This is a genomic window from Massilia endophytica (assembly GCF_021165955.1).
GTDB classification, from domain to species: domain Bacteria; phylum Pseudomonadota; class Gammaproteobacteria; order Burkholderiales; family Burkholderiaceae_D; genus Rugamonas; species Rugamonas endophytica.
Genome location: NZ_CP088952.1, coordinates 210,435 through 236,732, shown reverse-complemented (window position 1 = coordinate 236,732; position 26,298 = coordinate 210,435). Strand labels below are relative to the sequence as shown.

Sequence of the window (26,298 nt, the reverse complement as noted above, 5' to 3'; positions counted from 1 at the left end):
ATGCACACCACCCTGATCGATGCCGCCACCCTGTCGCAGCACCTGAACGACGAAGGCTGGATCATCCTCGACTGCCGCCACGACCTCATGAACCCCGCCTACGGCCGGGACGCCTTCGCGGCAGGGCATATCGCGGGGGCGCAATTCGCCAACATCGACCACGACCTCTCGGGCCCCAAACAGGGTGCGGACGGCGTGTTCAAGGGCCGCCATCCCCTCCCCGACCGTGCGGGCTTCATCGACACGCTGCGCCGCTGGGGCATCAATGACGGCACCCAGGTCATCGCCTACGACGCCCACGGCGGCATGTATGCGGCGCGCCTCTGGTGGCTGCTGCGCTGGGTCGGCCACGAAGCGGTGGCAGTGCTGGATGGCGGCCTCGCGGCTTGGGAAGCGCAAGGCCTGCCGCTGACGGCGGAAACCAGGGCCCGTCCCGCCGGAAATATCGGCGACAAGGCCCCGCTGACGCAGACCGTGACGGTGGAAGATGTGGTGGCAAATCTGTCGAGCGGCAAGCGCACGGTGGTGGACGCGCGCGCCAACGACCGCTTCCGCGGCGAGAACGAGACCATCGACCCGGTTGGCGGCCACATCCCCGGCGCGAAGAACCGCTTCTTCAAGGACAACCTGCAGGCGGACGGCCGCTTCAAACCCGCGGCCCAGCTGAAGGAAGAATTCGCCCCGCTGTTTGCATCGCCAGCGCAGGCCATCATGCAATGCGGCTCGGGCGTGACGGCCTGCCACAACCTGCTCGCCCTCGAAATCGCCGGACTGTCCGGCGCGGCGCTCTATCCCGGCTCCTGGTCCGAATGGTGCGCCTCCCCCACCCGCCCCGTCGCCACCGGCCGCAACTAATTTCTTAAAGGGGACAGACCCCTTTAGGAAATTAGTGGTGGGCGGTGAGGAAGAGGACGATGCAGACGCCCAGCGCGATCAGCAGCACTTGGGGCACCGTTTCCTTCATCGTGGCGCGGCGCTGCATCTGGGGCATCAGGTCGCTGACTGCAATGTAGATGAAGCCGGAGGACGCGAAGACCAGCACGTAGGGAATCAGGTTGCTGGCGCGGTCCAGGGTGTAGTAGCCGAGCAGGCCGCCCGCTACCGCCAGCAGGCTGCATAGCAGGTTGTAGACGTAGGCGCGCGTGCGCGTGAACCCGGCGTTGAGCAGCACGATGAAGTCGCCGATCTCCTGCGGGATCTCGTGGGCGATGATGGCCACGCCCGTCACAATGCCCAGCTGGGGATCGGCCAGGAAGGCGGCCGCGATCAGGATGCCGTCCGTGAAGTTGTGCATGCCATCGCCCAGCAGGATCATCCAGCCCGCTCGCCCTGCCTCGTGCTTGTCGTGGCCATGGGCGTGGTGGTGGCCGTCGCCTTCGTGGTGGTGGGAGTGGCGCAGGATGGCCAGTTTTTCCAGCATGAAGAAGGCCAGCAGGCCCGCCAGCAGCGCGGCGAAGAGGCTGTGGGTGTCGGCACCCGACTCGAAGGCCTCGGGCAGCGCGTGCAGCAGGGAGGTCGAGAGCATGATGCCGACCGAGAGGCTGACCATGCGTTCCACCATCCTCGAGAGCAGCGTAAACGAGAACACCGCAGCAGCCGTGATGCTGATGACGCCAGCCAGGGTGGTGGCGAGCAGGATGGAAATGAGTACCGGATCGATTTTGAGACCTCTTACAGGCGTGCCCGTGACGCGCACGCAGCCGCGCGCAAACCGGACATTTTACCGTCCAGCCCGCGCTTTTGCAGAATTACCAGCTTTTCAGGCGACGCCGTGGCTCTTGAACCAGGCCAGCGCACGCGACCAGCCATCCTTCGCGTCCGCCTCGTTGTAGCTGGGACGGTAGTCGGCGTGGAAGGCGTGGCCTGAATTCGGGTAGACCACGAAGGTGGATTTGCTGCTGCCCTTGGCCAGCGCTTCCTTCATCTTGTCGATGGTGTCGAGGGGAATGCCCTGGTCCTTGCCGCCGTACAGGCCAAGCACCGCGCCCTTGATCGTGGATGCCACATCGACCGGGTGCTTGGGCGTGATGGCATTCGATTCGCCCACCAGGCGGCCGTACCAGGCCACGCCGGCCTTCACGTTCGGGTTATGCGCGGCGTACATCCAGGTGACGCGCCCGCCCCAGCAGAAGCCCGTGATGCCCAGCTTGTCCGTATTGCCGCCGTTGGCCTTGGCCCAGGCCACCACCGCATCCAGATCGCCCATGACCTGCGCGTCCGGCGTTTTGGAGATGATGTTCTTTATCAGGTCGGGGATGCTGTGCTCCATCTGGGGATCGCCCTGGCGCACGAAGAGTTCCGGCGCCAGCGCCATGTAGCCCTGCTTGGCGAAGCGGCGCGCCACGTCGGCGATGTGTTCATGCACGCCGAAGATTTCGGAGATGACGAGGATCACGGGCAGCCCGGTCTTGCCTTCGGGCTGTGCGCGGTAGACCGGAACGCTCTGGCCTTCGACCTTGATGGTCACCGTGCCTTCGGTCAGTCCGGCGGTATCGGTCTTGATCGCGGTCTGGGCCTGCACCGGCAGCACGGCGGCAGCGAAGCCGGTGCCCAATGCAGCCTTGAGGAAGTCGCGGCGGTCCAGCCCTTCGGACTGGCCAATCAGGCTAACGGCATCGTTCTGCAGATCCTTCATACCTTCTCCTCCTTCGTTCAGTTTAGTGAGCTTCGTCCCAATTCCGGCCGACGCCAACTTCGGCCACCAGCGGCACCTTCAGCTGCGCGACGCCCGCCATCAGTTCCGGCAGCTTTTCGCGCACCATCGCCAGTTCCTCGTCCGGCACCTCCAGCACCAGTTCGTCGTGCACCTGCATGATCATGCGCGACTTCAGGTTCTCCTTCTCTATCCAGCCCTGCACCGCGATCATGGCGAGCTTGATCAGGTCAGCCGCCGTGCCCTGCATGGGCGCATTGATCGCCGCACGCTCGGCCGCCTGACGGCGCGGGCCGTTCGGCGAGTTGATCTCCGGGAGCCAGAGGCGGCGGCCGAACACGGTGGTGACGTAGCCCTTGGCTTTCGCGTCCATGCGGGTTTCGTCCATGTAGCGCTTCACGCCGGAGAAGCGGGCGAAGTAGCGGTCGATATAGCTTTGCGCGGCGGCGCGGTCCACGCCGAGGTTCGCGGCGAGGCCGAAAGCGCTCATGCCATAAATGAGGCCGAAGTTGATGACCTTCGCGTAACGCCGCTGCTCGCTCTGCACTTCGGCGGGCGGCACGCCGAAGATTTCGGCGGCGGTGGCGCGGTGAATGTCCTCGCCTTCCGCGAAGGCGCGCAGCATGTTCTCGTCTTCCGAGATGTGCGCCATGATGCGAAGCTCGATCTGCGAGTAGTCGGCCGACACGATATGGCTGCCCGGCGGCGCAATGAAGGCTTCGCGGATGCGCCGCCCTTCCGCCGTGCGGATGGGGATGTTCTGCAGGTTCGGGTCGTTCGACGCGAGGCGGCCCGTCACCGCCACGGCCTGCGCGTAGTTGGTGTGCACCCGGCCCGTGCGCGGGTTGATCATCTTGGGCAGCTTGTCCGTGTACGTGGACTTGAGCTTGGCCATGCCGCGGTATTCCAGCAGCACCTTCGGCAGCGGATAGTCTTCCGCCAGCTTCTGCAGCACTTCTTCGTCCGTGGACGGGGCGCCGCTCGGCGTCTTCTTCACCACTGGGAGCTGCAGCTTGCCGAAGAAGATTTCGCCGATCTGCTTGGGCGAACCGAGGTTGAAGGGCCCGCCCGCCAGCTCGTAGGCTTTCTGTTCCAGTTCGTGGATGCGCGTGCCCAGCTCATTGGACTGGGTCGCCAGCAGCGCCGCGTCGATCAGCACGCCGTTGCGCTCGATCTTTTGCAGCACCACGGCCGTCGGCAGTTCGATGGTGCTGTAGACGGAGGTGAGGCCTTCGTCCCCCGCCACGTGGCCGTGCATGGCCAGGTGCAGGCGCAGGGTCACGTCGGCGTCTTCCGCCGCGTATTCGGTGGCGCGCGCCACGTCCACCTGGTCGAAGCAGATCTGGCTCGCGCCCTTGCCGCACACCTCTTCATACGCCACGGTCTTGTGGTTCAGGTGGCGCATGGCCAGGCTGTCCATGTCGTGCGAACGGTGGGACTCGAACACATAGGATTGCAGCAGCGTGTCGTGCACGATGCCGCGCAGGTTCACGCCATGGTTGGCGAAAACGTGTGCGTCGTACTTCAGGTTCTGGCCCAGCTTCTGCTTCGAGCCGTCCTCCAGCCAGGACCTGAGCTTCTCCAGCACCAGCTCGCGCGGCAGCTGCTCGGGCGCGCCGGGGTAGCGGTGGGCCATGGGGATGTAGCAGGCGATTCCCGGCTCCGTCGCCAGCGAAATGCCGACCATCTCGGCGGCCATGGGGTCGAGCGAGGTGGTTTCGGTATCGATGGCCGTGAGCGGGGCCTGGTGGATGCGTTCGATCCAGGCGTCCAGCTGGGCTTCGGTCAGCACGGTGTCGTAGCTCACGGTGGCCGGTCCGGCGGCGAACATGTCGCCTGTTTCGCCCGGCGCAGCGGCCGGTGCGGCTGCGCCCGTGGGCGCAGCAGGAGTGAGGCCGCCCAGTTCGCGCAGCAGGGTCTTGAAGCCGTACTTGGTGAAGAAGGCGAGCAGCAGCTCGCGGTCCTCGTCCTTCGCCACCAGGGACTCGGAGATGGACATCATGTGCTTCGTCAGGTCGCAGTCGGTCTTCACGGTGATCAGCTTGCGGCCCTGGGGCAGCCATTCCAGCGCGTCGCGCAGGTTCTGGCCCACGGCGCCGGTGATCTTGTCCGCATTGGCGATGATGCCATCCAGGCTGTCGTACTGCCCCAGCCACTTGAGGGCCGTCTTGGGGCCGCACTTGGCCACGCCGGGCACATTGTCCACCGTGTCGCCGATGAGGGTCAGGTAGTCGATGATGCGGTTCGGCGGCACGCCGAACTTGGCCAGCACGCCCGCCTCGTCCAGCTTCTCGTTGGTCATGGTGTTGATCAGGGTGACCTTGGAGGTGACCAGCTGGGCCAGGTCCTTGTCGCCGGTGGAGATGATCACTTCCATGCCGTTCTTCTCGGCTTCCACGGAGAGGGTGCCGATCACGTCATCCGCCTCCACGCCTTCCACCATGAGGATGGGCCAGCCCATGGCGCGCACGGCCTCGTGGATCGGCTCGATCTGCAGCGCCAGGTCGCTTGGCATGGAGGCGCGGGTGGCCTTGTATTCCGGGTACATGTCGTCGCGGAAGGTCTTGCCCTTGGCGTCGAACACGCAGGCGATATAGGCGGCGGGGAAATCGGCGCGCAGGCGGCGCAGCATGTTGACCATGCCGTGCATGGCGCCAGTGGGGTGGCCTTCCTGGCTGCGCAGGTCGGGCAGCGCATGGAAGGCGCGGTACAGGTAGCTGGAGCCGTCAACCAGCAGCAGTGTTTTTTGCATAAATGACCATGAAGCGGCCGGATCCGCCAGCGGCCCGGCACTGAATGAAGGTGAATCTCCCATTATCGCAGAGTTTTTCGGCCGCCTGCAGGACGGCTCCCCAGAGACAAAACGGGCAATATCGTGTCAGTTTGTTACAATGGGCCATACGACAAAATGCGTCTTCGACAGAGGTCATCATGCGCGCCCTTACAAACTGCTCCATCCTCTTGCTGACCCTGTTGGCCGCAGGCGCCGCCGGCGCGCAGACGCAGACCCCGCCCAAACTCGACAAAATCGACGAAACGGACACGCCGATCACGGTTACCACCAAACCAGGCGCGGAACGCGCCGTCACCGAAAAACGGGAAGGCGGCATGATCACGGAGAGCAAGGTAGGCAGCGGCAAGGGCGCCTATACCGTGAAAGCCCGCAAGACCAACAGCACCGCCCTGCCGGGCGATGCCAGCGGCAGCGGCGTACGAGGCCCGCAATGGACGGTGATGGAATTCGATATCGCGAAAAAGCAGAAGCAGCGCAGCGAAGACCAGGCCGCCGCAGCGGACAAGCTGGATGAACCGCCGCCGCCACCCGCGCCGCCCGCAAAACGCTGATCGGCCCCGGCGCAGCCGGGCCTGTTTTTATCGACGATTACCTGACGATTTCCCATGGCAGTCTTTACCCCGGTCACACTGGACGATGTGGCCCAATGGATCAAGCAGTTCCCTCTCGGCCGCGCCACCGCACTCAAGGGCATTGCCTCCGGCATCGAGAACACCAATTACTTCCTGAGCACCGAACGCGGCGAGTATGTGCTCACCATCTTCGAGAACCTGAATTTCGAGCAGCTGCCCTTCTACCTGGAGCTGATGCGCCACCTGGCGGCGCGCGGCGTGCTGGTTCCGGCGCCGGTCCCCAACGACAAGGGCGTGCTCTGCGTGCCGCTGCACGGCAAGCCTGCCGCCATCGTGTCGAAACTGGAAGGCAGCTCGCAGATGGAGCCCCGGCCCGTGCACTGCGCGGCCGTTGGCGCCATGCTGGCGAAGATGCACCTGGCGGGGCAGGACTTTCCGCTCTACCAGCCCAATCTGCGCGGCCTGGAATGGTGGCGCCAGGCGGCGCCCGCCGTCATGCCGCACCTGAGCGAGGCTGAAGCGGCGCTGTTGCGCAGCGAAATGGAATACCAGGAGGAGTTTGCGGCCTCCGATACCTACCGCTGCCTGCAGCAGGGCCCCGTGCACGCAGACCTGTTCCGCAACAACGTGATGTTCGACGGCGAACGCCTGACCGGCTTCTTCGACTTCTATTTCGCAGGCTGCGATACCTGGCTGTTCGATGTGGCCGTCACCGTGAACGACTGGTGCGTGGACCTCGCCAGCGGCAGGCTCGATGAGCCGCGCGTGCGCGCCATGCTGGACGCCTACCATGCCGTGCGTCCCTTCACGGAAGCCGAGAAAAAGGCCTGGCCCTGCGCCCTGCGCGCGGGCGCGCTGCGTTTCTGGCTTTCGCGCCTGTACGACCTGCACAAGCCGCGCGAGGCGGAACTGCTCACGCCCCATGATCCCGGGCATTTCGAGCGCATCCTGCGCGAGCGCATCAACGTCGCCCCTCCGGTGCTCTTCGCATGAACAAGCTGCCCGCGATCACAGGATGGCAATGGGTGAAGCAGGGCTTCTCCCTGTTCCGCCAGCAGCCCGGCGGCCTCTCCACGCTCTTCCTCGGCTACATGTTCATCATGCTGTTCTTCGGCCTGATACCTGTGCTGGGGCAGCTGCTGCCTGTGATCCTGGTGCCCGTGTTCTCGGTCGCCTTCATGCGCGCCTGCGCCTTCATCGACTACAAGAGGCGCATCGTGCCCGCGCTGCTGGTGTCGGGCTTCCAGAAGCCCGCCTTCCCCCAGCTGTTCGCGCTCGGGATGCTCTACCTCGCTGTGGCGGCGCTGGCGGTGGGCCTCTCCGCCCTGGTGGACGACGGCATGTTCATCCAGCTCCTCACCGGCCGCGTCCAGGCCAATTCGCCCGAGCTGCGCGGCTCGAACATCGGCAGCGCGATCCTGCTGGCAGTGCTGGTCTACCTGCCCGGCGCCATGGGCTTCGCCTTCGCCGCGCCCCTCATCTACTGGCAGAAAATGAGCCTGGGGAAGGCCATCTTCTTCAGCTTCTTCTCCGTCCTGCGTTCGATCAAGGCCTTCGCGGTGTTCGCCGCCAGCTGGTTCGGCATGACGGTGCTGGCCAGCCAGCTGATCCTGCTCATCTTCGGCCGCAACCAGTTCGCCATGACGCTGATGATGCCCATGTCCGTGATCCTCACGGTCGTTCTGCACTGCTCCTTCTACGCCGCCTACCGCCAGATTTTCGGCCAGCCGGAGGCGGAAGCGCCGGCCGCCCTCGTGCAGCCGGAAACCCCGAAGGAATGAGGCCTGCCGGTATAATGGCGGGATGCAGAATCTCCTCAACAACCTCAATCCCGAACAACTCGCCGCCGTCACCCTGCCGCCGCAGAATGCCCTGATCCTGGCAGGCGCCGGCTCGGGCAAGACGCGCGTGCTCACCACGCGCATCGCCTGGCTGATCCAGACCGGCCAGGTGTCGCCGGCCGGCGTCCTGGCTGTCACTTTTACCAATAAGGCGGCGAAGGAGATGCTGGCGCGCTTGTCGGCCATGTTGCCGATCAATACACGCGGCATGTGGATCGGCACCTTCCACGGCCTGTGCAACCGCCTGCTGCGCACCCATTACCGCGACGCCGCCCTGCCCCAGTCCTTCCAGATCCTGGACTCGCAGGACCAGCTGTCCATGATCAAGCGCCTGCTCAAGCAGTACAACGTGGACGACGAGAAGTACCCGCCGAAGACGGTCATGTACTTCATCAACAACCACAAGGAACAGGGCCTGCGCGCCAAGGACATCAACGCCTACGACGCCATGGAGCGCAAGCTGGTGGAGCTCTACGACCTGTACGACGAGCAGTGCCAGCGCGAGGGCGTCGTGGACTTCGCGGAACTGCTGCTGCGCACCTACGAGCTGCTGAGCCGTAACCAGCCGCTGCGCGAGCACTACCAGCAGCGCTTCCGCCACATCCTTGTGGACGAGTTCCAGGACACGAACAACCTGCAGTACAACTGGCTCAAGCTGATGTCCGGCCACGGCTCGCAGTACGGCGGCGCCCTGTTCGCCGTGGGCGACGACGACCAGAGCATCTACGCTTTCCGCGGCGCCAACGTTGGCAATATGGCAGCCTTCGAGAGCGAGTTCCAGGTGAAGAACCTGATCAAGCTGGAACAGAACTACCGCTCGCACGGCCACATTCTCGATGCGGCCAATATGCTCATCGCGAACAACAGCCGCCGCCTGGGCAAGAACCTGCGCACGGACGCGGGCCACGGCGAACCGGTACGGGTGTACGAAGCCAGCTCCGACCTGCAGGAAGCGCAGTGGATCATCGAGGAGGCGAAGAACCTGATCGCCGAAGGCGCCTCGCGCAGCGAGATCGCGGTGCTGTACCGCTCCAACGCGCAATCGCGCGTGATCGAGCATGCGCTGTTCTCGGCGGGCCTGCCCTACACGGTGTACGGCGGCCTGCGCTACTTCCAGCGCGCCGAGGTGAAGCACGCCATCGCCTACCTGCAGCTGATGGACAATCCGCACAACGATTCGGCCTTCCTGCGCGTGGTGAACTTCCCTGCGCGCGGCATCGGCGCGCGCACGCTGGAGCAGCTGCAGAACGCGGCCGAACAGTACAACATCTCGCTGTATGCCGCGGTGCCTTATATGGTGGGCAAGGCGGGCAACTCGCTGGCCGCCTTCGTGAAGCTGATCGAAGGCATGCGCTTCGAGACGCAGCAGATGGCGCTGCCGGAGCTGGTGCGCGTGGTGCTCGAAGGCAGCACGCTGCTGCAGCACTACCAGAACGAGAAGGAAGGCGCGGACCGCATCGAGAACCTGGAGCAGATGGTGAACGCGGCCACGCAGTTCGTGTCCGAGGAAGGCTATGGCCAGGGAGCGCCCGCCCACCTGGGGCCGCAGGCGCAGGCCCAGGCGGGCAGCGCCATCGTGAATGCGGACGGCATCGAGGTCCTGGACGCGGATGCGCCGCTGGCCACGGTGATGTCGCCCCTCTCGGCCTTCCTCTCGCACGCTTCGCTGGAAGCGGGCGACAACCAGGCGCAGGCCGGGCAGGACGCGCTGCAGCTCATGACCGTGCACTCGGCCAAGGGACTGGAGTTCGACAACGTCTTCATCACCGGCCTGGAAGAGGGCCTGTTCCCGCACGAGAGCAGCTCGAAGGAGGATGGCGGCGTGGAAGAGGAACGGCGCCTGATGTACGTGGCCATCACGCGCGCGCGCAAGCGGCTCTACATGTGCTTCTCGCAGACCCGCATGCTGCACGGGCAGACGCGCTACAACATGAAGTCGCGCTTCTTCGACGAGCTGCCGGAAGAATCCCTGAAATGGCTCTCGCCCAAGGTCCAGGCGCACTGGTTCGCCAACAAGAAGTCGGCCTGGGACGACGTGACGCTGGCAGGCGGCACGGACAATGCCATTGCCCAGCGCATCGCCCAGAAGTCCGGCGGCAGCGGCTGGCGCATCGGCGAATCCGTGGCGCACACCAAGTTCGGCGAAGGCGTGATCGTGAACATCGAGGGCAGCGGCAGCAACTGCCGCGCCCAGATCAACTTCGGCAGCTTTGGCATGAAGGTGCTGGACCTCTCCATCGCCAAGCTGGAACGCATCAGCCGCTGACCGGCGTTGCCTGGAGCCGCGCCAGCATCGCCTTTGTCGCGGCCTGCAGTTCCGGCTCCAGCTCGTCCAGCAGCGCGGCCTGACCGGTCAGCGCCGCTTCGAAGGCGAGCCGCAGCGGACGGGCATGCCTGTCGAAGCCGCGCCGCTTCAGTTCCGCATGCAGGAGAACTGCGCGTTCCGGAACCGCCAGCGCCGGCCCGAGGAGCCCTTCGATGAACTCCTCGCTCACCGCGATGGCGGCGATATGCTCGGACTCCATGAACATGGGCTCCATCGCTGCAGCCAGGGCGGCAGCGTCCTTGCGCTCCAGGGCTTCGGTGGCTGCGGCCACGGCCTTGCGCGTCACCACTTTCAGGCGCTGCCCTTCCCAGAAGGGTTCGAGGTCCGGCTGGATCGCCCTGGCGCGCCCGTGCGCTTCCAGCGCCTCGTCCAGCCTTCCCACATGCTCCAGCAGGCGGGCCAGGTTGCACCAGGGCAGAGCGTATCCGGCGTCGCTGGCAATGGAGCGCTGGTAGGCCTGTTCGGCCTCCTCCGGCGCGCCGCCGTATTCCCACAGCAGGTTGCCCAGGTTGTTCCAGGCCACGGCGCTGGCGGGATCGAGTTCGGTCGCCTTGCGATAGATCTCCGTTGCTTCCACATAGCGGTCCGTATGCTGCACGAGCAGATGGCCAAGCGCGCCCCATACAGCAGCGTCGCCGGGGCGCCGCTCCAGCACGTTGCGGTAGGCTGCTTCCGCCTCTGCGGCGCCTTCCGCCTCGGCGCCCAGCAGCTTGGCCAGCTCGATCCAGCCCGAGTCGCTGGAAGGATCGATCTCTACCGCCTTGCGCAGGGCGGCCTCCGCCTGCGCGCGGTCGGTTTCGCCCAGCAGCATGCCCTTCAAGGCCAGCAAGGCCGCGTCGTCCGGAACCATCTTCAGCGCCGTTTCCACGGTAGCGAGGGCCTCGGCCAGCCTGCCGTCCTTTGCCTGCGCGCCCGCCAAGTCCCCGAGCAAGACCGCGTTGCCCGGATCCAGGGCGATGGCCTTGCGGATGGCGGCTTCGCCTTTCTCCGGCTCGCCCATCAGGTCCGAAAGAATGCTGCCGTAAGTGGCCCACAGCGAAGAGTCCTCCGGATAGCGCGCCAGGGCGGCATCCAGCTCCTTCAACGCTTCCGCGGGCCGCTTCAGCTGGAGCGCCAGGATCTGCGCCAGCATCATGGCGGGCCAGGGAGCGTCGATCAGCGCCATGCCCTTGCGGAAGGCCGGTTCCGCCTCGGCCGCGCGGCCAAGGCGCTCGGCCAGCAGATTGCCGAGCAGGATCCAGGTCTCCCCTTCCCCCGGCTCCAGTTCCAGCGCCCGGCGGTAGGCCTGCTCCGCTTCCTCAAAGCGATAGCGTTTGTCTTCGAGGAACATGGCGAGCACGGTCCATGACAGGGCCATGTCCGGATTCAGTTCGGCCACCTTGCGGTACGCCGCTTCAGCCTCTTCGTAGCGCTGCATTCCATCGTCCAGCAGGTCAGCCAGGCCGAACCAGGCGGAAGTGAGGCGGGGGTCGAGGTCGATGGCCTTGCGGAAGCGCCGCTCGGCCTCCTCGAACTCGCCCCGCTCGGCCAGCGCCTTGGCCATGGCGACCGTGGCAATGGCCTGCTGTGCATCGCTGGCGGAGGGTTTGTCCGCCAGATAGTCCTGCATCTCGCCGCCATGATCGGCGAGATGCTCGCGCAGCTTGCCCATGCCATAGGTTTCGATCTCCTTGCGCTGCACCTCGGTCATGCTGCCTGCTCCCGCCACGGCGAACGCATACTTGGCTTCGGCGAGATGGCTGGCGCCGCAGGGCTCCTTGAGGGCTTCCTGCAGTTCGTCCGGCTCGTACATGGCTTCGAAGAAGCGCGTCAGTCCCAGCACGTTCTGGCGGATGCGCCGGGTGGCGCGCATCTGCAGCCAGAGGCGGAACAGCTGTTCGGTGATGCGGTACTGGGTGCGGCCGTGGGCGGCGGATTTTTCGACCAGGCCTTCGTTTTCCAGCGCCGCCATCTGCGCCGACACGGTGGTGGTGGGCAGGTTGACATAGGCGGCGATGCTGGCCGCCGTGGCGCCGAACTGGAGGCCGTCGCTGGTGGCGGGCACCGCCAGGGCGTGCATGATGACCTGGGCCTGTTCGGAGAGGTCCTCGATCCGCGCCTTGTAATAGGGGGTGGTAAGGTCCATCAGGCGTTCGAAGTCCTCCACGGCACGCCCGTTCGGGCCGCTGCGCAGGAGCTCGAAGATCAGGCCCAGCGCGCGCGGATTGCCGCCCGTGAGTTCGAACAGCACGGTGATGCGGCCGGGCCGCTCGCGCAGGCGCTGCGCGAGCTCTGGCAGCTGGCGCGCCTCCGCCAGGCGCAGCAGCACGCGCTGCACCTCCTCGAGCTCCAGGCGGCCCAGGCGCTTGGGCATGAAGAAATCGTAGAAGGCCTTGTCGTAGCTGGTGAACGCCTCGGTCAGGCGCACGGAACCGCCCACCACGACGGGCGAATCGGCCGTGGAGAGCGCTTCGCGCAGGGCCCAGTAGGCCGGCGCCTGCGGATTGCTGCGCTTGCGGCCGCTGTTGTCGATGCGCTGGAATACCATGTCCAGGTTATCCACCAGCAGCACGGGCCGCCGCTGCAGGTCGGCGCAGCAGCGCAGCAGGAGCTGGCAGCCCTCGCCGGAAATGGGGTCGTCCTGCTGCCGGGTGCGCCGCGCCTGTTCGATCTCCTCGGCCAGCGCGTCGGCGCGGTCGGCCTGCCCCAGCGTGTCCAACTCGTCGAGCAGCGCATCGCAGGCGGCCCACCAGAAGTCCGCCAGGTTCTTCACCTGGTACAGTTCTTCGGGGAAGGACAGGCCGATGAGGTGATCGCTGAGCTCGGGATCGCGGCGGATGGCGACGGCCAGCCGCCGCAGCATGGTGGTTTTGCCGGCGCCGCGCACGCCGACCAGCAGATAGTGCTGGACGCTGCCGTGCAGGGGCGCACGCGCCAGTTCGCCGCGCAGGAAGTCGAAATCGGCCTGGCGCGCAACGAAGTTGCTGACCAGGTCGTCGTCGCTCAGCCAGGCGGGATTGTAGTGGTGCTGCGGCGCCGCGCTCATACCGTGCTCCTCGCAGCCCACCAGCGGCGCAGGGGTTCCAGGCGCACGCGGTAGCGCCGCTGGCCGCTGCTCTCGTCCTGCCACCAGTAGGCGTCGCGCAGGAGGACGGTGCGCAGCTGGATGAAGCGCTGCTCCAGCTCTTCGTCCGAGCTGTTGGGCATGCGCTGGCCCAGGGTCAGCATCAGCAGGGCCGGGCTGGCGCCCAGCGGGTCGCGCGCGCTCAGCTTGAGCAGGGCCAGCGCCTGGCCGCCGAGCTGGGGACCCAGCTGCAGGTCCAGGCGGCTCTCCCAGTGGTGGAAATCGTTGTCGCTGTCAGGCTGCCACATGCAGTCGATGGCCTCTTCGATCAGCTCGCCAGGCGCAGTGTGGGGCTTGGCGGCGCACAGCATGCGCAGGTGCTGGAAGGCCATCTGGAGGTAGTAGGGTTGGGGCCACTGGATGGCGGCGACCATGGCGCCGGCATCCGCCGGCAGCAGGGGCAGCTGGTAGCGGCCTGCCAGCTCCATCAGCATTTCGGCCGCCACCTTCGCATCGAAGGGCGGCAGGCTGCGGTGGGCCAGGCTGTTAATGGTGTCCGCCATGCCGTGCTGCTGCACCAGGGTATCGAGGCCCACCGAACCGGTGATGAGCCAGTGGATGTGCTGCGTGCCGTCGGCGGCCCGCACGTCGTTGCGGAACCAGTCGAGGATGCGGCGCACGCGCTGCACCCCGTTCGCGGCATCCTTTTCGATGATGTTGAAGAGCATGATCGGCAGCTCGTCGATATAGACCAGCCAGCGGCCCTCGCTCCCGGCCATGAGCGCGACCAGCTCGGCCCCTGCCACGGTCCAGTCCGCTACCTCGCCCGTGCCGAGCTCGATGCCCACGCCGCCTGTGCCGGGCACGCCGACCTTCACGCCCTTGACCCTGCCGGCGACCGCCTTGAAGCCGTCGCGGATTGCCGAGCCCAGCTTCTTGCCCAGTCCCGCCATGCCCGGCCGCAGCGCCGCGTTCAGCCGGGAAATAAATTGCGCCTCGCTGACGCAGGACGCCACGGGCACCTCGACGGTATTCCAGCCCTTGCGGCGCACCTCCGCCATGACGGCGCGGGCGATGGAGGTCTTGCCGATACGGCGCGGGCCCAGCAGCAGCACATCGTCGTTCTCGAGCGTTTCGACCAGCTGGTCCCTATCGGCTTCCCGGCCGTAAAAATTGGCGCCCTCGACCGGGGAGCCTGCGATATTGTCCATGATTGCTCACTATATTTTTATAGCACTGCGAAAATATAGCACTAAATTTTTATAGTGGCAAATAAAAATGCCCGCACCAGTCGCCTGGCGCGGGCAGAAGCGCTTCACGGGATCGTTACGGCTCAGCCAGCCTTGTTCTGTTCAAGCGGCTTGGCCAGGCCCTTGCGCAGGGCCTCGTCGATGAGTTCGCGCATGGTCTTGTCGGCATCGCGGCTCAGGCGGCCCTGCTCGCGGCCCATCTCGCCCATCTTGCGGCCCAGTTCACGCATCGGCTCGCTGGCCGCGTGCATCTGGCGCTGCAGGTCGCGCATCGCTTCCTGGTTGGGCATGTCCTTGCGCAGCTTCTCGGACAGCTCGCGCGCCGCCTTGTTCAGCTCCTCCTGCATCGGGCCCAGCTTGGCCTGCAGTTCGGCCATCTGCTTCGACAGCGCGTCGCGGCGCTCGTCGCTGTCCTCGCGCTCCATGCGGCGGCCCAGCTCTTCCATCTGGCGGCCGATGCGCTCGATGGGGCGCGACAGGGCGCGCACCTGGCGTTCCATGTCGCGGTCCTTCTGGCGGTCGGCGCGGTCGGCCGCGGCGTGGCCCATTTTCTCGCCCAGCTCTTCCATCACCTTGCTGTGCTTGTTCATCAGCTGGCCCTGCTTATCGAGCTCCGCGCCCAACTTGTTGGCGGGCTCCCAGGCCGCGTCGGCACGGGCGATCAGCTCAGGGTTCTGCACCAGGTAGGTCTGGCCGTCCTTGCGGAACCAGATGAAGTTGCCCTTCGTATTGCGCTGGGCGCGCTTGATGTCCTGCAGGTCGTCCCGGTGGGCCGAGACAAACAGGCGCTCGTCTCCCTCATGCACGAGGGCGTAGGCCTGGCTGTTGTCGCCGCGGCGGTTGCCGATGTGGATCATGCCGTGGAACTTGTTGGGGTGCACGCTGTGCGCCATGGGCCAGGCGGGCGGCGCGGGCGGCGCCGGGGGTGCAGGCGGCACCGGCATGCTGGCCGGGGCGGCTGGCGCGGCCGGGGCGGCAGGCAGTGCTGGCAGCGCCGGGGCGGCCATGGCTGCCGGGGCTGGCATTGGCATCGGCATCGGCGCGGCAGGCGCAGGCGGGGCTTTCGGAGGCTTGGGCGGCTCGGGCGGCACGGCATCCCAGCCCTTGGTGTCGTCGCCGGAATCGCCGGAGGTGGCGTCGGACGCGGCGCGCGCCGCTTCGGCGGCTGCCTGGGCTGCTTCGGCAGCGGCGGCAGCGGCTTCGACGCCTGCAGCAGCCGCTTCGCGGCCAGCTGCGGCGGCTTCACGGCCGGCGGCCGCCGCCTGCTGCGCGGTGGCGGCGGACTGCGTGGACTTCGTTGCCGCGTCCACGGCATCGGCCACGACGGCCGGGTTGGCATGGGCATAGAACACTGCGCAGGCGGCAAAGATGCCGAGCAGCGGGGTCGCCATCTTCCAGCTCAGGGGCTGGGCGTCGGGACGGACCAGGCGTTTAATACGGGACATAAGATCTCCTCCGTGTGCCGCGGGGGCAAAATGTGAGGTGGTGAACTGGAACTTGTCCAGTTCGGAAAGTGCAAGGGCCAGGCGCCGCGGTTCGCCGAGCGTGCTTGCGGCCAAATCGTCTGCAATCTGTTCCCGCTCGACGCGGATGCGCTGCGACAGCATCCACACGACGGGGTGGTAGAACAGGAAAATCTCGATCGCGCTCTGGATGAGGTTGACCAGGTAATCGTGGCGCTTGATATGCGCGAGCTCGTGGGCCAGCAGGGCCTCCAGCAGGTGGGGCGGCATGCCGGTGACGATGGAGGCGGGCAGCAGCACGATGGGGCGCCAGATGCCGGCGGTCATGGGGCCTTCCAGGTCCTCCTCGGACACGCCGAGGCGGATGGTACGGCCGATGCCGAATTGCCGCGCCAGCCGCTCCAGGGTGGCCTGCCATTGGGGGTCGGGACGGAAATGCCCGGCCAGGGTGCGCTGGCGCACCCACTGCAGGCCCATGGACAGGCGCAGGGTCATGAGGGCCGCACCGGCCGCCCAGACGAGCACCAGCCACGGAATCTGGCGGCGCAGCGTGTATTCCCAATTGCTCAGCTGCTCCGGCTGCAGCAGCACCGGCACGCCCTGCTCCGCCAGAGGCAGGGCGGTGGCGCCGATCAGAGGATCGAGCAGCGGCGCAGGGGCGCCGCCGTTCAGCGCATCCATCAAGCGCCAGGCGATGCTGGCCAGCGGCACCACGGCGCACAGCAGCAGCGCCAGGCAGGCCACGGCGTAGCGCGTCTGCGGCCGGGCATTGCGCAGCAGATGCAGGGCCAGGGTGGCCGCACAGCCGATCAGCAATCCCTGCCACACGAAATGCAGCAGGGACCAGCCGATGGCAGGCACAAGCGCGTTCAACAGTGTATTCATGGCAGGGCTCCAGGAGTTGGTCCAATGTAGAATAATTGATCTAGAACCTCGTGTCTAGAACTTTTTTTCTACATAAAGGCATGGTGATTCGACAAGGATCACTCTAGCTCAGGGAGCTGGCAGAACGGAGCCGGTTTGCGACAGGACGCCGCAACGGCGGAACAGGCTGCAAAAAGCCGGGACAGGCGTTACAGCCGTGCCCGTGTCCAAATCTGGTGCCAGGGAAGAAAAGTGGACACGAGCACAGCCCTATGCCGTTAGGGCCGAGGCCGTGTCCAAGAATCTTCCCTGGCACCAGATTTGGACACGGGCTGGGCCTTAGTACATGACGACTGAGCGGATGGATTCGCCGCGCTTCATGAGGTCGAAGCCGTCGTTGATTTGCTCCAGGGGGAGCTTGTGGGTGATGAGGTCGTCGATGTTGAGCTTGCCGTCCATGTACCAGTCGACGATCTTGGGCACGTCCGTGCGGCCGCGGGCGCCGCCGAAGGCGGAGCCTTTCCATTCGCGCCCCGTCACCAGCTGGAAGGGCCGCGTGGAGATCTCCTGCCCCGCCGCCGCCACGCCGATGATGATGGATTTGCCCCAGCCCTTGTGGCAGCATTCGAGCGCCTGCCGCATGAGCGTGGTGTTGCCCACGCATTCGAAGCTGTAGTCGGCCCCGCCGTCCGTGAGCTGGATGATGTGGTCCACCACGTTCTCCACGCTGTTCGGATTGATGAAGTGGGTCATGCCGAATTTGCGCGCCATGGCTTCGCGGCCCGGGTTGATGTCGACGCCGATGATCTTGTCCGCGCCCACCATCTTCGCCGCCTGGATCACGTTCAGGCCGATGCCGCCCAGGCCGAACACCACCACGTTGGCGCCCGCCTCCACCTTGGCCGTGAACAGCACGGCGCCCACGCCCGTGGTCACGCCGCAGCCGATGTAGCACACCTTGTCGAAGGGCGCGTCCTCGCGGATCTTCGCCAGCGCGATCTCGGGCACCACGATGTAGTTGGAGAAGGTGGAGGTGCCCATGTAGTGGAAGATGGGCTTGCCGTCCAGGGAGAAGCGGCTGGTGGCGTCGGGCATCAGGCCGCGCCCCTGGGTGGAGCGGATGGCCTGGCACAGGTTGGTCTTCTGCGAGAGGCAGAATTTGCACTGGCGGCATTCCGGCGTGTAGAGGGGAATGACGTGGTCGTCCTTCTTCAGGCTCTTGACGCCCGGCCCCACGTCCACCACCACGCCCGCCCCTTCGTGCCCGAGGATGGCGGGGAAGATGCCCTCGGGGTCGGCGCCCGAGAGCGTGTAGTAGTCGGTGTGGCAGATGCCGGTGGCCTTGATCTCGACCAGCACTTCGCCCTCTTTCGGGCCGCCCAGCTCCACTTCTTCAATCGTCAGCGGTGCGCCCGCCTTCCATGCCACTGCGGCCTTGGTCTTCATCGCATTGTCCCGTGTGATGTGGTAAAGCCGACATCATAGCAAGGCGGCCAACAATGCGCGAAGCGGTCCTCAGGCAGCGAACTCCAGCGCGGCGGGCGCACCTTCCAGTTTCAGCAGGTAGGACACGGCCTGCCACAGCTGGCGCGGCGAGGTCCAGGGCTTGGGCAGGAAGGCGTGGGCGTCGTGGTGCAGATCGGGATGGGTGGCCGTGTAGAGCAGCACGGGCGTGTGGTCGCCGCGTGCGCGCAGGCTGCGCACCAGCTCGTAGCCGTCGCCGTCCGGCAGGTCAGGGTCGAGCACGATGAGGGCATAGTGCTCCTCGGCCAGGGCCACGGCCGCGTCGCCCAGGCTGGCGGCGTGGCTGACCTGGGTTTCGGGCACGATGAGGGTGGCCAGGATGAGGGCGGCGGTTTCGTCACGGTCCACATGCAGCACCTTGGGCACGGCGTGCGCGCCGGGCGCGAGGGACTGGAGGGCGTCGGTCATGTTCATACGGATCTCCGCGCGAGGGGTCTCGCGTTGCAAGGGTTGAGTGCTTGTCGGCGGAGCTGGGCCGAAGGATGCGCTACAGCGGCAGGGTGCAGGCGGCTGTGGAGAGAGGTGCCGGGCAGGCTGGAGGCCCGGCAGATGGGGGTAGTGTAACCCGGTTCTAATTCACATGGGAAACACTATTTTTTCAGGCGTGCGTTAAATGCCGCATGCAAACCATTCAATGTTTCCTCGGCGGCCAGCAGCTGGTCGGCCACCTCGTTCACCTTGCGGCGGCTGGAGCGGGCATGGTCGCGCAGCACTTCGAAGGCGGTATTGCGGTCGGTCTGGAATTTGCACATGAGCAGGCCGACAGCCAGGCTGGTCTCGCGCCCGGCCGCCAGGGCGGCGTTCAGGTTGGTTTCCGTGCGGCGCAGCTCGCGGATTTCGTCGGCCCGCGCCAGGCCCGCCTCGAAGGCAGGCATGAGCTGCTTTTCGTCCACGGGCTTGACGAGGAAGCCGACGGCGCCGTAGGCGGCGGCCTGCTTGGCCACGTCGCTGTCGCCGCGCCCGGAGAGGAACATGAAGGGTACGGTGGTGTGGCGATTGAGCTGCTTGGCCAGGTCCATGCCGGACATGCCGGGCATGTGGATGTCCAGCAGGGCCATGTCGGGCTCGCGCTCGGACACCAGCTTGAGCGCTTCGTCGGCGGCGTGCGCCCGCACCGTGTCGTAGCCCGCGTTGCGCAGCACCTCGCTCAGGAACTCGGCGAGGATCTGGTCGTCGTCCACGATCATGATCAGTCGTTTGACCGGAGCGGCAGCGTTCATATCTCGGCACCTTTCATGCGGTTCTCGTGAGCCGATTATAGACGTATTGACCAGCGCCGGGCAGGCCTCAGCGCGAATGGAACAGGCCCCGGAAGGCCTCCACCGCCTGCGCGGTGTCGGGCGCCCCGTACACGCTGCTGATGGCGGCCACCATCTGGGCGCCGCGCGCCACCAGGGGCCGGGCGTTCTCCGGCGTCATGCCGCCTATCACGACGCAAGGCACGCGCAGCATCACGCGCGCGCGGTCCAGTATTTCGGGGCTGGTGACGAAGTCGTAGCGCTTCACCCGCGAGGGGTAGAAGCCGCCGAAGGCGGCGTAGCTGGCGCCGGCGCGCTGGGCGGCGATGGCGCGCTCCAGCTCTCCGTAGCAGGAGGCGCCCACGATCTTGTGCGCGCCCAGCGCGGCGCGGGCTTCGTCCACGCTGGCGTCCGTGCCGCCCACGTGCACGCCGTCCGCGTCGAGTTCCTGGCACAGGGCGATGTGGTCGTTGATGACGAGGGGCGTGCCATGGCGGCGGCACAGTTCCAGCAGCGCGCCGGCCTGGCTGCGGCGCAGCGCTTCGTCCGCCGTCTTGTGGCGGTACTGCAGCAGGGCGACGCCTGCGCGCAGGGCCTGCTCGCTGCGTTCGAGCAGCGCGGCGGTGTCGTCCCAGTCGGGGGTGACGAGGTAGAGTCCTTGCAAGGTGTTCTCCTTAGGCGGCGCGGCGCAGCGGCATGCACTGGCCGGGCGCGATGGCGTAGGAGGCGAGCAGCGCCTCGAATGTGAAGGCCTGGGCGCGGTCCAGGGCCTGCTCCATGGGCAGGCCCTGGGCCAGCAGGGTGGCGGCGGCCGAGGCCAGGGTGCAGCCGCTGCCGTGGAATTCGCCCGGCAGGCGGGGCCACTTCCATTCGCGCTCGCGGCCTTCGTGGCGCCAGGTGTTGACGACATTGGCGCCGCTGCCATGGCCTCCCGTCAGCAGCAGGTGCGGCACGGCGCCCGCGCGCGCTGCCAGGGCTTCCGCTTCGGGGCCGTTCGGCGTGAGGAGCGTGGCCTGGCCGAACAGGGGCTGCAGGGCGGTGGCGGCGTCGCCGCGCGCGAGGGCGTCGCCCCGGCCGCTGGCGAGCACGGGGTCCAGCACCACCGGCAGGGCGGCGCCCTGCTCGCGGCGCAGCGCGGCGATCAGTTCCGCGATGGCGGCGGCGTTTTCGGCGCTGCCCGGAATGCCGATCTTGACGGCGCCGATCTCGCAGCTGTCCATCAGCGCCCTCGCCTGCCGCCGCACCAGTTCCGGCGGCGTGGGCTCCACGCCGTGCACGCGGTTGTTGTCCTGCACCGTGAGCGCCGTCACCACGGCGAGCGGATGGCCGCCCAGCGCGGTGACGGTCTGCACGTCGGCGGCGATGCCCGCGCCGCAGGAGGGGTCGAAGCCCGCGAAGACGAGCACGCAGGGGCGCTGCTTCATGCCACCCGCCCTGCCATGGGCGAGGAAGGCGATGCGGCGAAGCGGCGCGGCATGCGGCCTGCCAGGAAGGCGCCGCGTCCCGCTTCCACGGCCAGCTTCATGGCGCGCGCCATGCGCACGGGGTCGCGGGCGCCCGCGATGGCGCTGTTCATCAGCACCCCGTCGCAGCCCAGCTCCATGGCGATGGCCGCATCGGAGGCCGTGCCCACGCCCGCGTCCACCAGCACCGGCACCTTGGCCTGTTCGATGATGAGCGAGAGGTTCCAGGGGTTGAGGATGCCCATGCCCGAGCCGATCAGCGATGCGAGGGGCATGATGGCGGCGCAGCCCGCGTCTTCCAGCATGCGCGCCTGGATCGGGTCGTCGCTGCAGTAGACCATCACGTCGAAGCCGTCGCGCACCAGTTCCTTCGCCGCAGCCAGCGTTTCGGGCATGTTGGGGAAGAGCGTCTTCTCGTCGCCCAGCACTTCCAGCTTCACCAGCTTCTGGCCGCCCAGCAGCTCGCGCGCCAGCTGGAGGGTGTAGATGGCGTCGCGCGCCGTGTAGCAGCCCGCCGTGTTGGGCAGCACGGTGATTTCACGCGGCAGCACGTCCAGCAGGTTTGGGGCGTTCGGGTCCTGGCCGATGTTCACGCGGCGGATGGCGACCGTGATGATGGCGGCGCCCGATGCCTCCGTGGCCGCGCGCGTTTCCGCCAGGTCCTTGTATTTGCCGCTGCCGACCAGCAGCCGCGAGGTGTATTGCCTGCCTGCGATGGTGAGCAGGCTGTCCTTGTTTTCCATGTCGTTCTCCTTGGTTTAGCCGCCGCCGATGGCGCGCACGATGTCGATCCTGTCTTCCGCCTGCAGCTGGTAGCCGGGCCACTTCTGGCGCGGCACCACCTGGCGGTTGACGGCCAGCGCCAGCGCCTGCCCGCCCAGTTCGAGGCCGTCGATCAATGCCTGCAGGTCGTGGCCGGGCGGCACGCTGCGGGGCTCTCCGTTCAATACGATGCCGATCATTTCCGACTCCTCACAGCTTGCGGTACAGTTCCGCGCCGTTGCGCACGAACTCCACGGCCTTCTCGCGCATGCCTTCGGCCGCCGCCGCGCGCACTTCCTGGGTGATCTTCATGGAGCAGAAATGCGGGCCGCACATGGAGCAGAAATGGGCCACCTTGGCCGAGTCCTTGGGCAGGGTCTCGTCGTGGAAGGAGCGCGCCTTGTCCGGATCGAGGCCCAGGTTGAACTGGTCTTCCCAGCGGAACTCGAAGCGGGCCTTGGAAAGCGCGTTGTCGCGGATCTGGGCGCCGGGATGGCCCTTGGCCAGGTCGGCCGCGTGGGCCGCAATCTTGTAGGTGATGATGCCTTCCTTGACATCGTCCTTGTCCGGCAGGCCGAGGTGCTCCTTGGGCGTGACGTAGCACAGCATGGCCGTGCCGTACCAGCCGATCTGCGCGGCGCCGATGCCGGAGGTGATGTGGTCGTAGCCGGGGGCGATGTCGGTGGTGAGGGGGCCGAGGGTGTAGAACGGCGCCTCGTGACACTGCTCCAGCTGCAGGTCCATGTTCTCGCGGATCAGCTGCATGGGCACGTGGCCCGGTCCTTCGATCATCACCTGCACGTCGTGCTTCCAGGCCACCTGCGTGAGTTCGCCCAGGGTTTTCAGTTCGCCCAGCTGGGCTTCGTCGTTGGCGTCGTAGATGGAGCCCGGACGCAGGCCGTCGCCCAGGCTGAAGGACACGTCGTAGGCCTTCATGATCTCGCAGATGTCCTCGAAGTGCGTGTAGAGGAAGTTCTCCTTGTGGTGGGCCAGGCACCACTTGGCCATGATGGAGCCGCCGCGCGACACGATGCCCGTCAGCCGGTTCGCCGTCAGCGGCACATAGCGCAGCAGCACGCCCGCGTGGATGGTGAAGTAGTCCACGCCCTGCTCGGCCTGTTCGACCAGAGTGTCGCGGAAGATTTCCCACGTCAGGTCTTCGGCCTTGCCGTTCACCTTTTCCAGCGCCTGGTAGATCGGCACGGTGCCGATGGGGACGGGGCTGTTGCGCACGATCCATTCGCGCGTTTCGTGGATATGCTTGCCGGTGGAAAGGTCCATCACCGTGTCGCCGCCCCAGCGGATGGCCCAGGTCATCTTCTCCACCTCCTCGCCGATGGAGGAAGTGACGGCCGAGTTGCCGATATTGGCGTTCACCTTCACCAGGAAATTGCGGCCGATGATCATGGGCTCCGATTCCGGGTGGTTGATGTTGGCGGGGATGATGGCGCGCCCGCGCGCCACCTCCTCGCGCACGAACTCCGGCGTGATCTCGGCGGGAATGGCCGCGCCGAAGGACTGGCCGGGATGCTGGCGCTCCAGCATGGCGGCCATGCGTTCGCCCATCGGCCCCGCTGCGCGCAGGGAGGCCGCGTATTCGCGGCGGCGCAGGTTCTCGCGGATGGCGACGAATTCCATCTCGGGCGTGACGACGCCGCGGCGCGCGTAGTGCATCTGCGTGACGTTGGCGCCGGCGCGCGCGCGGCGCGGCTGGCGGGTGAGGCCGAAGCGCAGGGCGGCCAGGGCAGGATCGGCCAGTCGCGCCTTGCCGAAGTCCGAGGTGGGGCCGGGCAGCTCCTCGGTGTCGCCGCGCTCGGCGATCCAGGCCGCGCGCAGGGGCGCGAGGCCGGAGCGGATGTCGATGCGGGCTTCGGGATCGGTGTAGGGCCCGGAGGTGTCGTACACCGTGACCGGCGGGTTGGGCTCCTGTCCGAAGGAGGCGGAGGTGTCGGACTGGCTGATCTCGCGCATGGGCACGCGCAGATCGGGCCTGCTGCCCTGGACGTGGATCTTGCGGGAGTTGGGCAGCGGCGCGATGGCGGCGCTGTCTACCTCGGCCGTGGCGGCGAGGAAGGTGGGATTGGCGTTCATTTGGCTCCTTTGTCGGCTTCAGGAGCCAGCAAAGGAGTTCAGGCGACGCACGCGCGGCACGGCGGAGCGTGAAGGCGCGGCGTTTCCACAAGCTTCCCTTCGCTGGCATTACCCAGATCAGGTTCGGAGGGTATTTCTCACCCGCGCCGCTCTCGCCGCGCAGGACCCCTAGCGTTGCTGCCCGGAGGCAGCGCAGGAATTATAACCGCATCGGACGGGAATTCAAGCGGCGCGCGCTGGCGCGCGGGCCCGGCGATATAATCGGCCCATGAGAGCACTGACAAGCGCGGCCCTCGCCGCACTGGCCGCGGCCTTGCCGCCGGCGCAGGCGCAGGTGAGCGAGGCCGAAACGGATTCCTTCTACGCCTTCTACCGCAGCCTGCATCCGGATGCGCATCTGCCCAATCCCGCCTTCAGCACCGGGCCGCGCGGCGGCAAGCGCCAGCTGAGCGCCACCGTGGACGGCCCCGGCCAGCGCGCCGTGCTGCCCCTGTGCCGCGCCCCGCGCGAAACCTTCGATTATTCGCCGCAGGGCCGCCCGTCCCAGCGCTGGCGCCTGCGCGGCGACGCGGAACAGGTGATGTGGATCCATCATGCGGGGCAATGCGGCACGCCGCCCGAGCACGCCGTGCGCCTGCTGGCGGCCGTGGCGGACATGGACGCCCTGCGCCTGCTGCAGCAGTATCCCGAGCTGCTGGGGAGCGCGCGCCTTCTCATGGCGGGCAATACGCGCTGCGCGCCGCTGCGCAACCACGGCTTCCGCCTGACGGGGCTTGACCGCGCTAAGGATGGACAGAATGTGCTGGTGTTCGAGAGCTCGCAGGGCGGGACCGCCCGCATCGCCACGCGCAAGCTGCACAACGAGTTCGTGGCCTGGGGCGCGGAGTGCGAGGCGCCCCGCCCGAATCAGCCGAAGGGAAGATAGTCGATGCCGTTCTGGATGGCGCCGATCACCTGCGCCTGGTTCTCGGGGCTTTCGCTGAATTCCACCATGACCTGGGCGCGGCTGGCGCCCGCGGCGAGGCGGGTGGTCCAGTAGGCCGCTGCGCCGGCCTCGGGGTCGCGGTGCAGCACGTTCTGGTACAGGTTGTCGATAAAGGCGCTGTCGCTCGCGTCGGCGCCATAGCGCCCCACGTATTCGTCGCTGCCGAGGAAGCCCGAGGCGACCCGCGCCAGAGTCCAGCCCTTATCGAGATTGGCAATCCAGAAGCCCAGGCCCAGTGCGTCGGGAGCGCGGTCGAAGGCGGCCTTGTACATGCGGTAGGCCTGGCCCGCATTGCCGTTGATGTCGTAGGCAATGCCCGCGTCGCTGAACTGGACGCGCTCGATGCCGCTCAGGCTTGCCACGGCGCCGCCGCCGTCGGTAAAGGTCTTCAGGCCGCCGCTGCCACCCTTCGCATACTCCGCCGCCGCGCCGGGCAGCAGCACGGTGTCGAGGCCCCCGCCGCCTTCGACGAAGTGCGTATCGCTGGCCAGCTTGATGATGTCGTTGCCCCAGCCCGCGTCCACGTGCAGCCCTCCGCCGCCGCCCGCCAGTGTCACGACATCGTTGCCCTCGCCCGCCGCGATCTGCAGCGTATCCCGCAGCACCGGCATGCTGACGTTGAAGACGTCGTCGCCGGAAAAATTCGAGGCGCTTTGCAGCAGCGCCGAATTCACCCGGCTGTCGTAGGCGATGGACGCGCCTTCGATGGATTCGATGCTGCCGTCGTCGTACACGTTCCTGTAGGTAGTGAGCGTTCCGTGCAGGTTGGCAGTACCGCTGGTCTCCAGGCCGCCGTTGTGCCCGGATACGGAGAACTGGCCTTCGATAAGCGCGGACTTGACGATGTACTGCGTGGCGAGGGTCAGCCGCGTGACGCTGCCGCTCATGAGGCCGGAGATATCGGTTTTCATTGCGCCGGCCAGGGTGCCCGTCATGTTGCCGAACACCTTGTCGTAGCCCGCCATGCCGGGCGTCCTCACGGTTTCGACCGAGGCCGTGTTGACGGTGCTGCTCATCGACTGCACGACCATGGAGCCGCCTGTGGCGGAGACGGTCATGGCGTAATCGCCCTGCTGCTGGAAGTTGGACTGGCCGGGATGGAAGCCCTTGAGTCCCGTCGCCAGCACCCTGCCTCCCCCGCGCACGCTGACGCCGGACAGGGTCATGGTGGCGAAGTCCTCGAACTCCGTAAAGTTCAGGAAGGAGCCGATCATCACGCCGCCCACGCCGTCGGCGCCGATGGCGGGCATCTGGGAGGTCGCCGAGACCAGGGCGGCCAGGGTGTCGAAGCCGAGCAGGTCATCCGAGGCCGGACGCACGCCCATGCTGTGCGCGCGGTCGGCGGCTTTCTGGGAATAGATCAGGGTGATGGTGGCCACGGACGCTCCGGCGATGAAAAGCAGGCAGCTTAGCTTGGCAGAATGCCATT

At 66.9% G+C, this 26,298-nt stretch carries 21 protein-coding genes and 1 riboswitch; of the genes, 6 read left to right on the top strand and 15 right to left on the bottom strand.

The features are described from left to right. Complete coding sequence (locus tag LSQ66_RS01115) at positions 1-855, top strand: sulfurtransferase (RefSeq protein ID WP_231767984.1); 855 nt, start codon at positions 1-3, stop codon at positions 853-855. 31 nt (positions 856-886) lie between these two features. Here LSQ66_RS01115 and LSQ66_RS01110 read toward each other — a convergent pair whose 3' ends face one another. From LSQ66_RS01110 to polA, 3 genes are all read right to left on the bottom strand, one after another. Continuing rightward, a complete protein-coding gene (locus LSQ66_RS01110; RefSeq protein WP_231770021.1) occupies positions 887-1,636 on the bottom strand; it encodes a ZIP family metal transporter in 750 nt (249 codons plus the stop codon). Between the two features lie 123 nt (positions 1,637-1,759). Next, entirely contained in the window at positions 1,760-2,635 is an 876-nt protein-coding gene (locus LSQ66_RS01105; RefSeq protein ID WP_231767983.1) for a dienelactone hydrolase family protein, read from the bottom strand. A gap of 22 nt (positions 2,636-2,657) precedes the next feature. Next, positions 2,658-5,405, bottom strand: coding sequence for a DNA polymerase I (gene polA, locus LSQ66_RS01100; protein ID WP_231767982.1), 2,748 nt, complete (start codon positions 5,403-5,405; stop codon positions 2,658-2,660). A gap of 179 nt (positions 5,406-5,584) precedes the next feature. On the opposite strand from polA, the gene LSQ66_RS01095 reads away from it, so the two are divergent. From LSQ66_RS01095 to LSQ66_RS01080, 4 genes are read left to right on the top strand one after another with little or no spacing between them, the layout of a single operon-like run. Then, positions 5,585-5,998 (top strand): hypothetical protein, encoded by a 414-nt coding sequence (locus LSQ66_RS01095; protein WP_231767981.1) that lies wholly within the window; start codon positions 5,585-5,587, stop codon positions 5,996-5,998. Positions 5,999-6,052: 54 nt separating this feature from the next. Further along, a complete protein-coding gene (locus tag LSQ66_RS01090; protein ID WP_231767980.1) occupies positions 6,053-7,012 on the top strand; it encodes a homoserine kinase in 960 nt (319 codons plus the stop codon). Then, positions 7,009-7,800, top strand: coding sequence for a BPSS1780 family membrane protein (locus tag LSQ66_RS01085; protein WP_231767979.1), 792 nt, complete (start codon positions 7,009-7,011; stop codon positions 7,798-7,800). Before LSQ66_RS01090 ends, LSQ66_RS01085 begins: the two co-directional genes overlap by 4 nt. A 22-nt stretch (positions 7,801-7,822) precedes the next feature. After that, a complete protein-coding gene (locus LSQ66_RS01080; protein WP_231767978.1) occupies positions 7,823-10,126 on the top strand; it encodes a UvrD-helicase domain-containing protein in 2,304 nt (767 codons plus the stop codon). Here LSQ66_RS01080 and LSQ66_RS01075 read toward each other — a convergent pair. From LSQ66_RS01075 to thiC, 11 genes are all read right to left on the bottom strand, one after another. Beyond that, positions 10,116-13,211, bottom strand: a complete 3,096-nt coding sequence (locus LSQ66_RS01075; protein ID WP_231767977.1) for a tetratricopeptide repeat protein — start codon at positions 13,209-13,211, stop codon at positions 10,116-10,118. The genes LSQ66_RS01080 and LSQ66_RS01075 overlap by 11 nt on opposite strands. After that, on the bottom strand, positions 13,208-14,440 hold the full coding sequence (locus tag LSQ66_RS01070; protein ID WP_231767976.1) for an ATP-binding protein: 1,233 nt from the start codon (positions 14,438-14,440) through the stop codon (positions 13,208-13,210). The genes LSQ66_RS01075 and LSQ66_RS01070 overlap by 4 nt, the downstream gene beginning before the upstream one ends. A gap of 122 nt (positions 14,441-14,562) precedes the next feature. Further along, positions 14,563-16,827, bottom strand: coding sequence for a M56 family metallopeptidase (locus LSQ66_RS01065; RefSeq protein WP_231767975.1), 2,265 nt, complete (start codon positions 16,825-16,827; stop codon positions 14,563-14,565). Between the two features lie 318 nt (positions 16,828-17,145). Further along, complete coding sequence (locus LSQ66_RS01060) at positions 17,146-18,252, bottom strand: S-(hydroxymethyl)glutathione dehydrogenase/class III alcohol dehydrogenase (protein WP_231767974.1); 1,107 nt, start codon at positions 18,250-18,252, stop codon at positions 17,146-17,148. 69 nt (positions 18,253-18,321) lie between these two features. Further along, positions 18,322-18,744: a response regulator gene (locus LSQ66_RS01055; protein WP_231767973.1), complete on the bottom strand. Its 423-nt coding sequence runs from the start codon at positions 18,742-18,744 to the stop codon at positions 18,322-18,324. Between the two features lie 176 nt (positions 18,745-18,920). Next, a complete protein-coding gene (locus tag LSQ66_RS01050) occupies positions 18,921-19,550 on the bottom strand; it encodes an ANTAR domain-containing response regulator (protein WP_231767972.1) in 630 nt (209 codons plus the stop codon). 67 nt (positions 19,551-19,617) lie between these two features. After that, positions 19,618-20,232, bottom strand: a complete 615-nt coding sequence (gene thiE, locus LSQ66_RS01045; protein WP_231767971.1) for a thiamine phosphate synthase — start codon at positions 20,230-20,232, stop codon at positions 19,618-19,620. A gap of 10 nt (positions 20,233-20,242) precedes the next feature. After that, positions 20,243-20,992: a bifunctional hydroxymethylpyrimidine kinase/phosphomethylpyrimidine kinase gene (gene thiD / locus LSQ66_RS01040; RefSeq protein ID WP_231767970.1), complete on the bottom strand. Its 750-nt coding sequence runs from the start codon at positions 20,990-20,992 to the stop codon at positions 20,243-20,245. Then, complete coding sequence (locus LSQ66_RS01035; protein WP_231767969.1) at positions 20,989-21,774, bottom strand: thiazole synthase; 786 nt, start codon at positions 21,772-21,774, stop codon at positions 20,989-20,991. Before LSQ66_RS01035 ends, thiD begins: the two co-directional genes overlap by 4 nt. 15 nt (positions 21,775-21,789) lie before the next feature. After that, entirely contained in the window at positions 21,790-21,993 is a 204-nt protein-coding gene (thiS, locus tag LSQ66_RS01030) for a sulfur carrier protein ThiS (protein ID WP_231767968.1), read from the bottom strand. Between the two features lie 10 nt (positions 21,994-22,003). Continuing rightward, a complete protein-coding gene (gene thiC, locus LSQ66_RS01025; protein ID WP_231767967.1) occupies positions 22,004-23,884 on the bottom strand; it encodes a phosphomethylpyrimidine synthase ThiC in 1,881 nt (626 codons plus the stop codon). Positions 23,885-23,961: 77 nt separating this feature from the next. Further along, positions 23,962-24,064: riboswitch (TPP riboswitch) on the bottom strand. 88 nt (positions 24,065-24,152) lie between these two features. Here thiC and LSQ66_RS01020 point away from each other — a divergent pair. Beyond that, complete coding sequence (locus tag LSQ66_RS01020; RefSeq protein WP_231767966.1) at positions 24,153-24,809, top strand: hypothetical protein; 657 nt, start codon at positions 24,153-24,155, stop codon at positions 24,807-24,809. Here the strand turns inward: LSQ66_RS01020 and LSQ66_RS01015 are convergent. Further along, entirely contained in the window at positions 24,791-26,248 is a 1,458-nt protein-coding gene (locus LSQ66_RS01015; protein ID WP_231767965.1) for a DUF4214 domain-containing protein, read from the bottom strand. The genes LSQ66_RS01020 and LSQ66_RS01015 overlap by 19 nt on opposite strands. Positions 26,249-26,298: the final 50 nt, after the last annotated feature.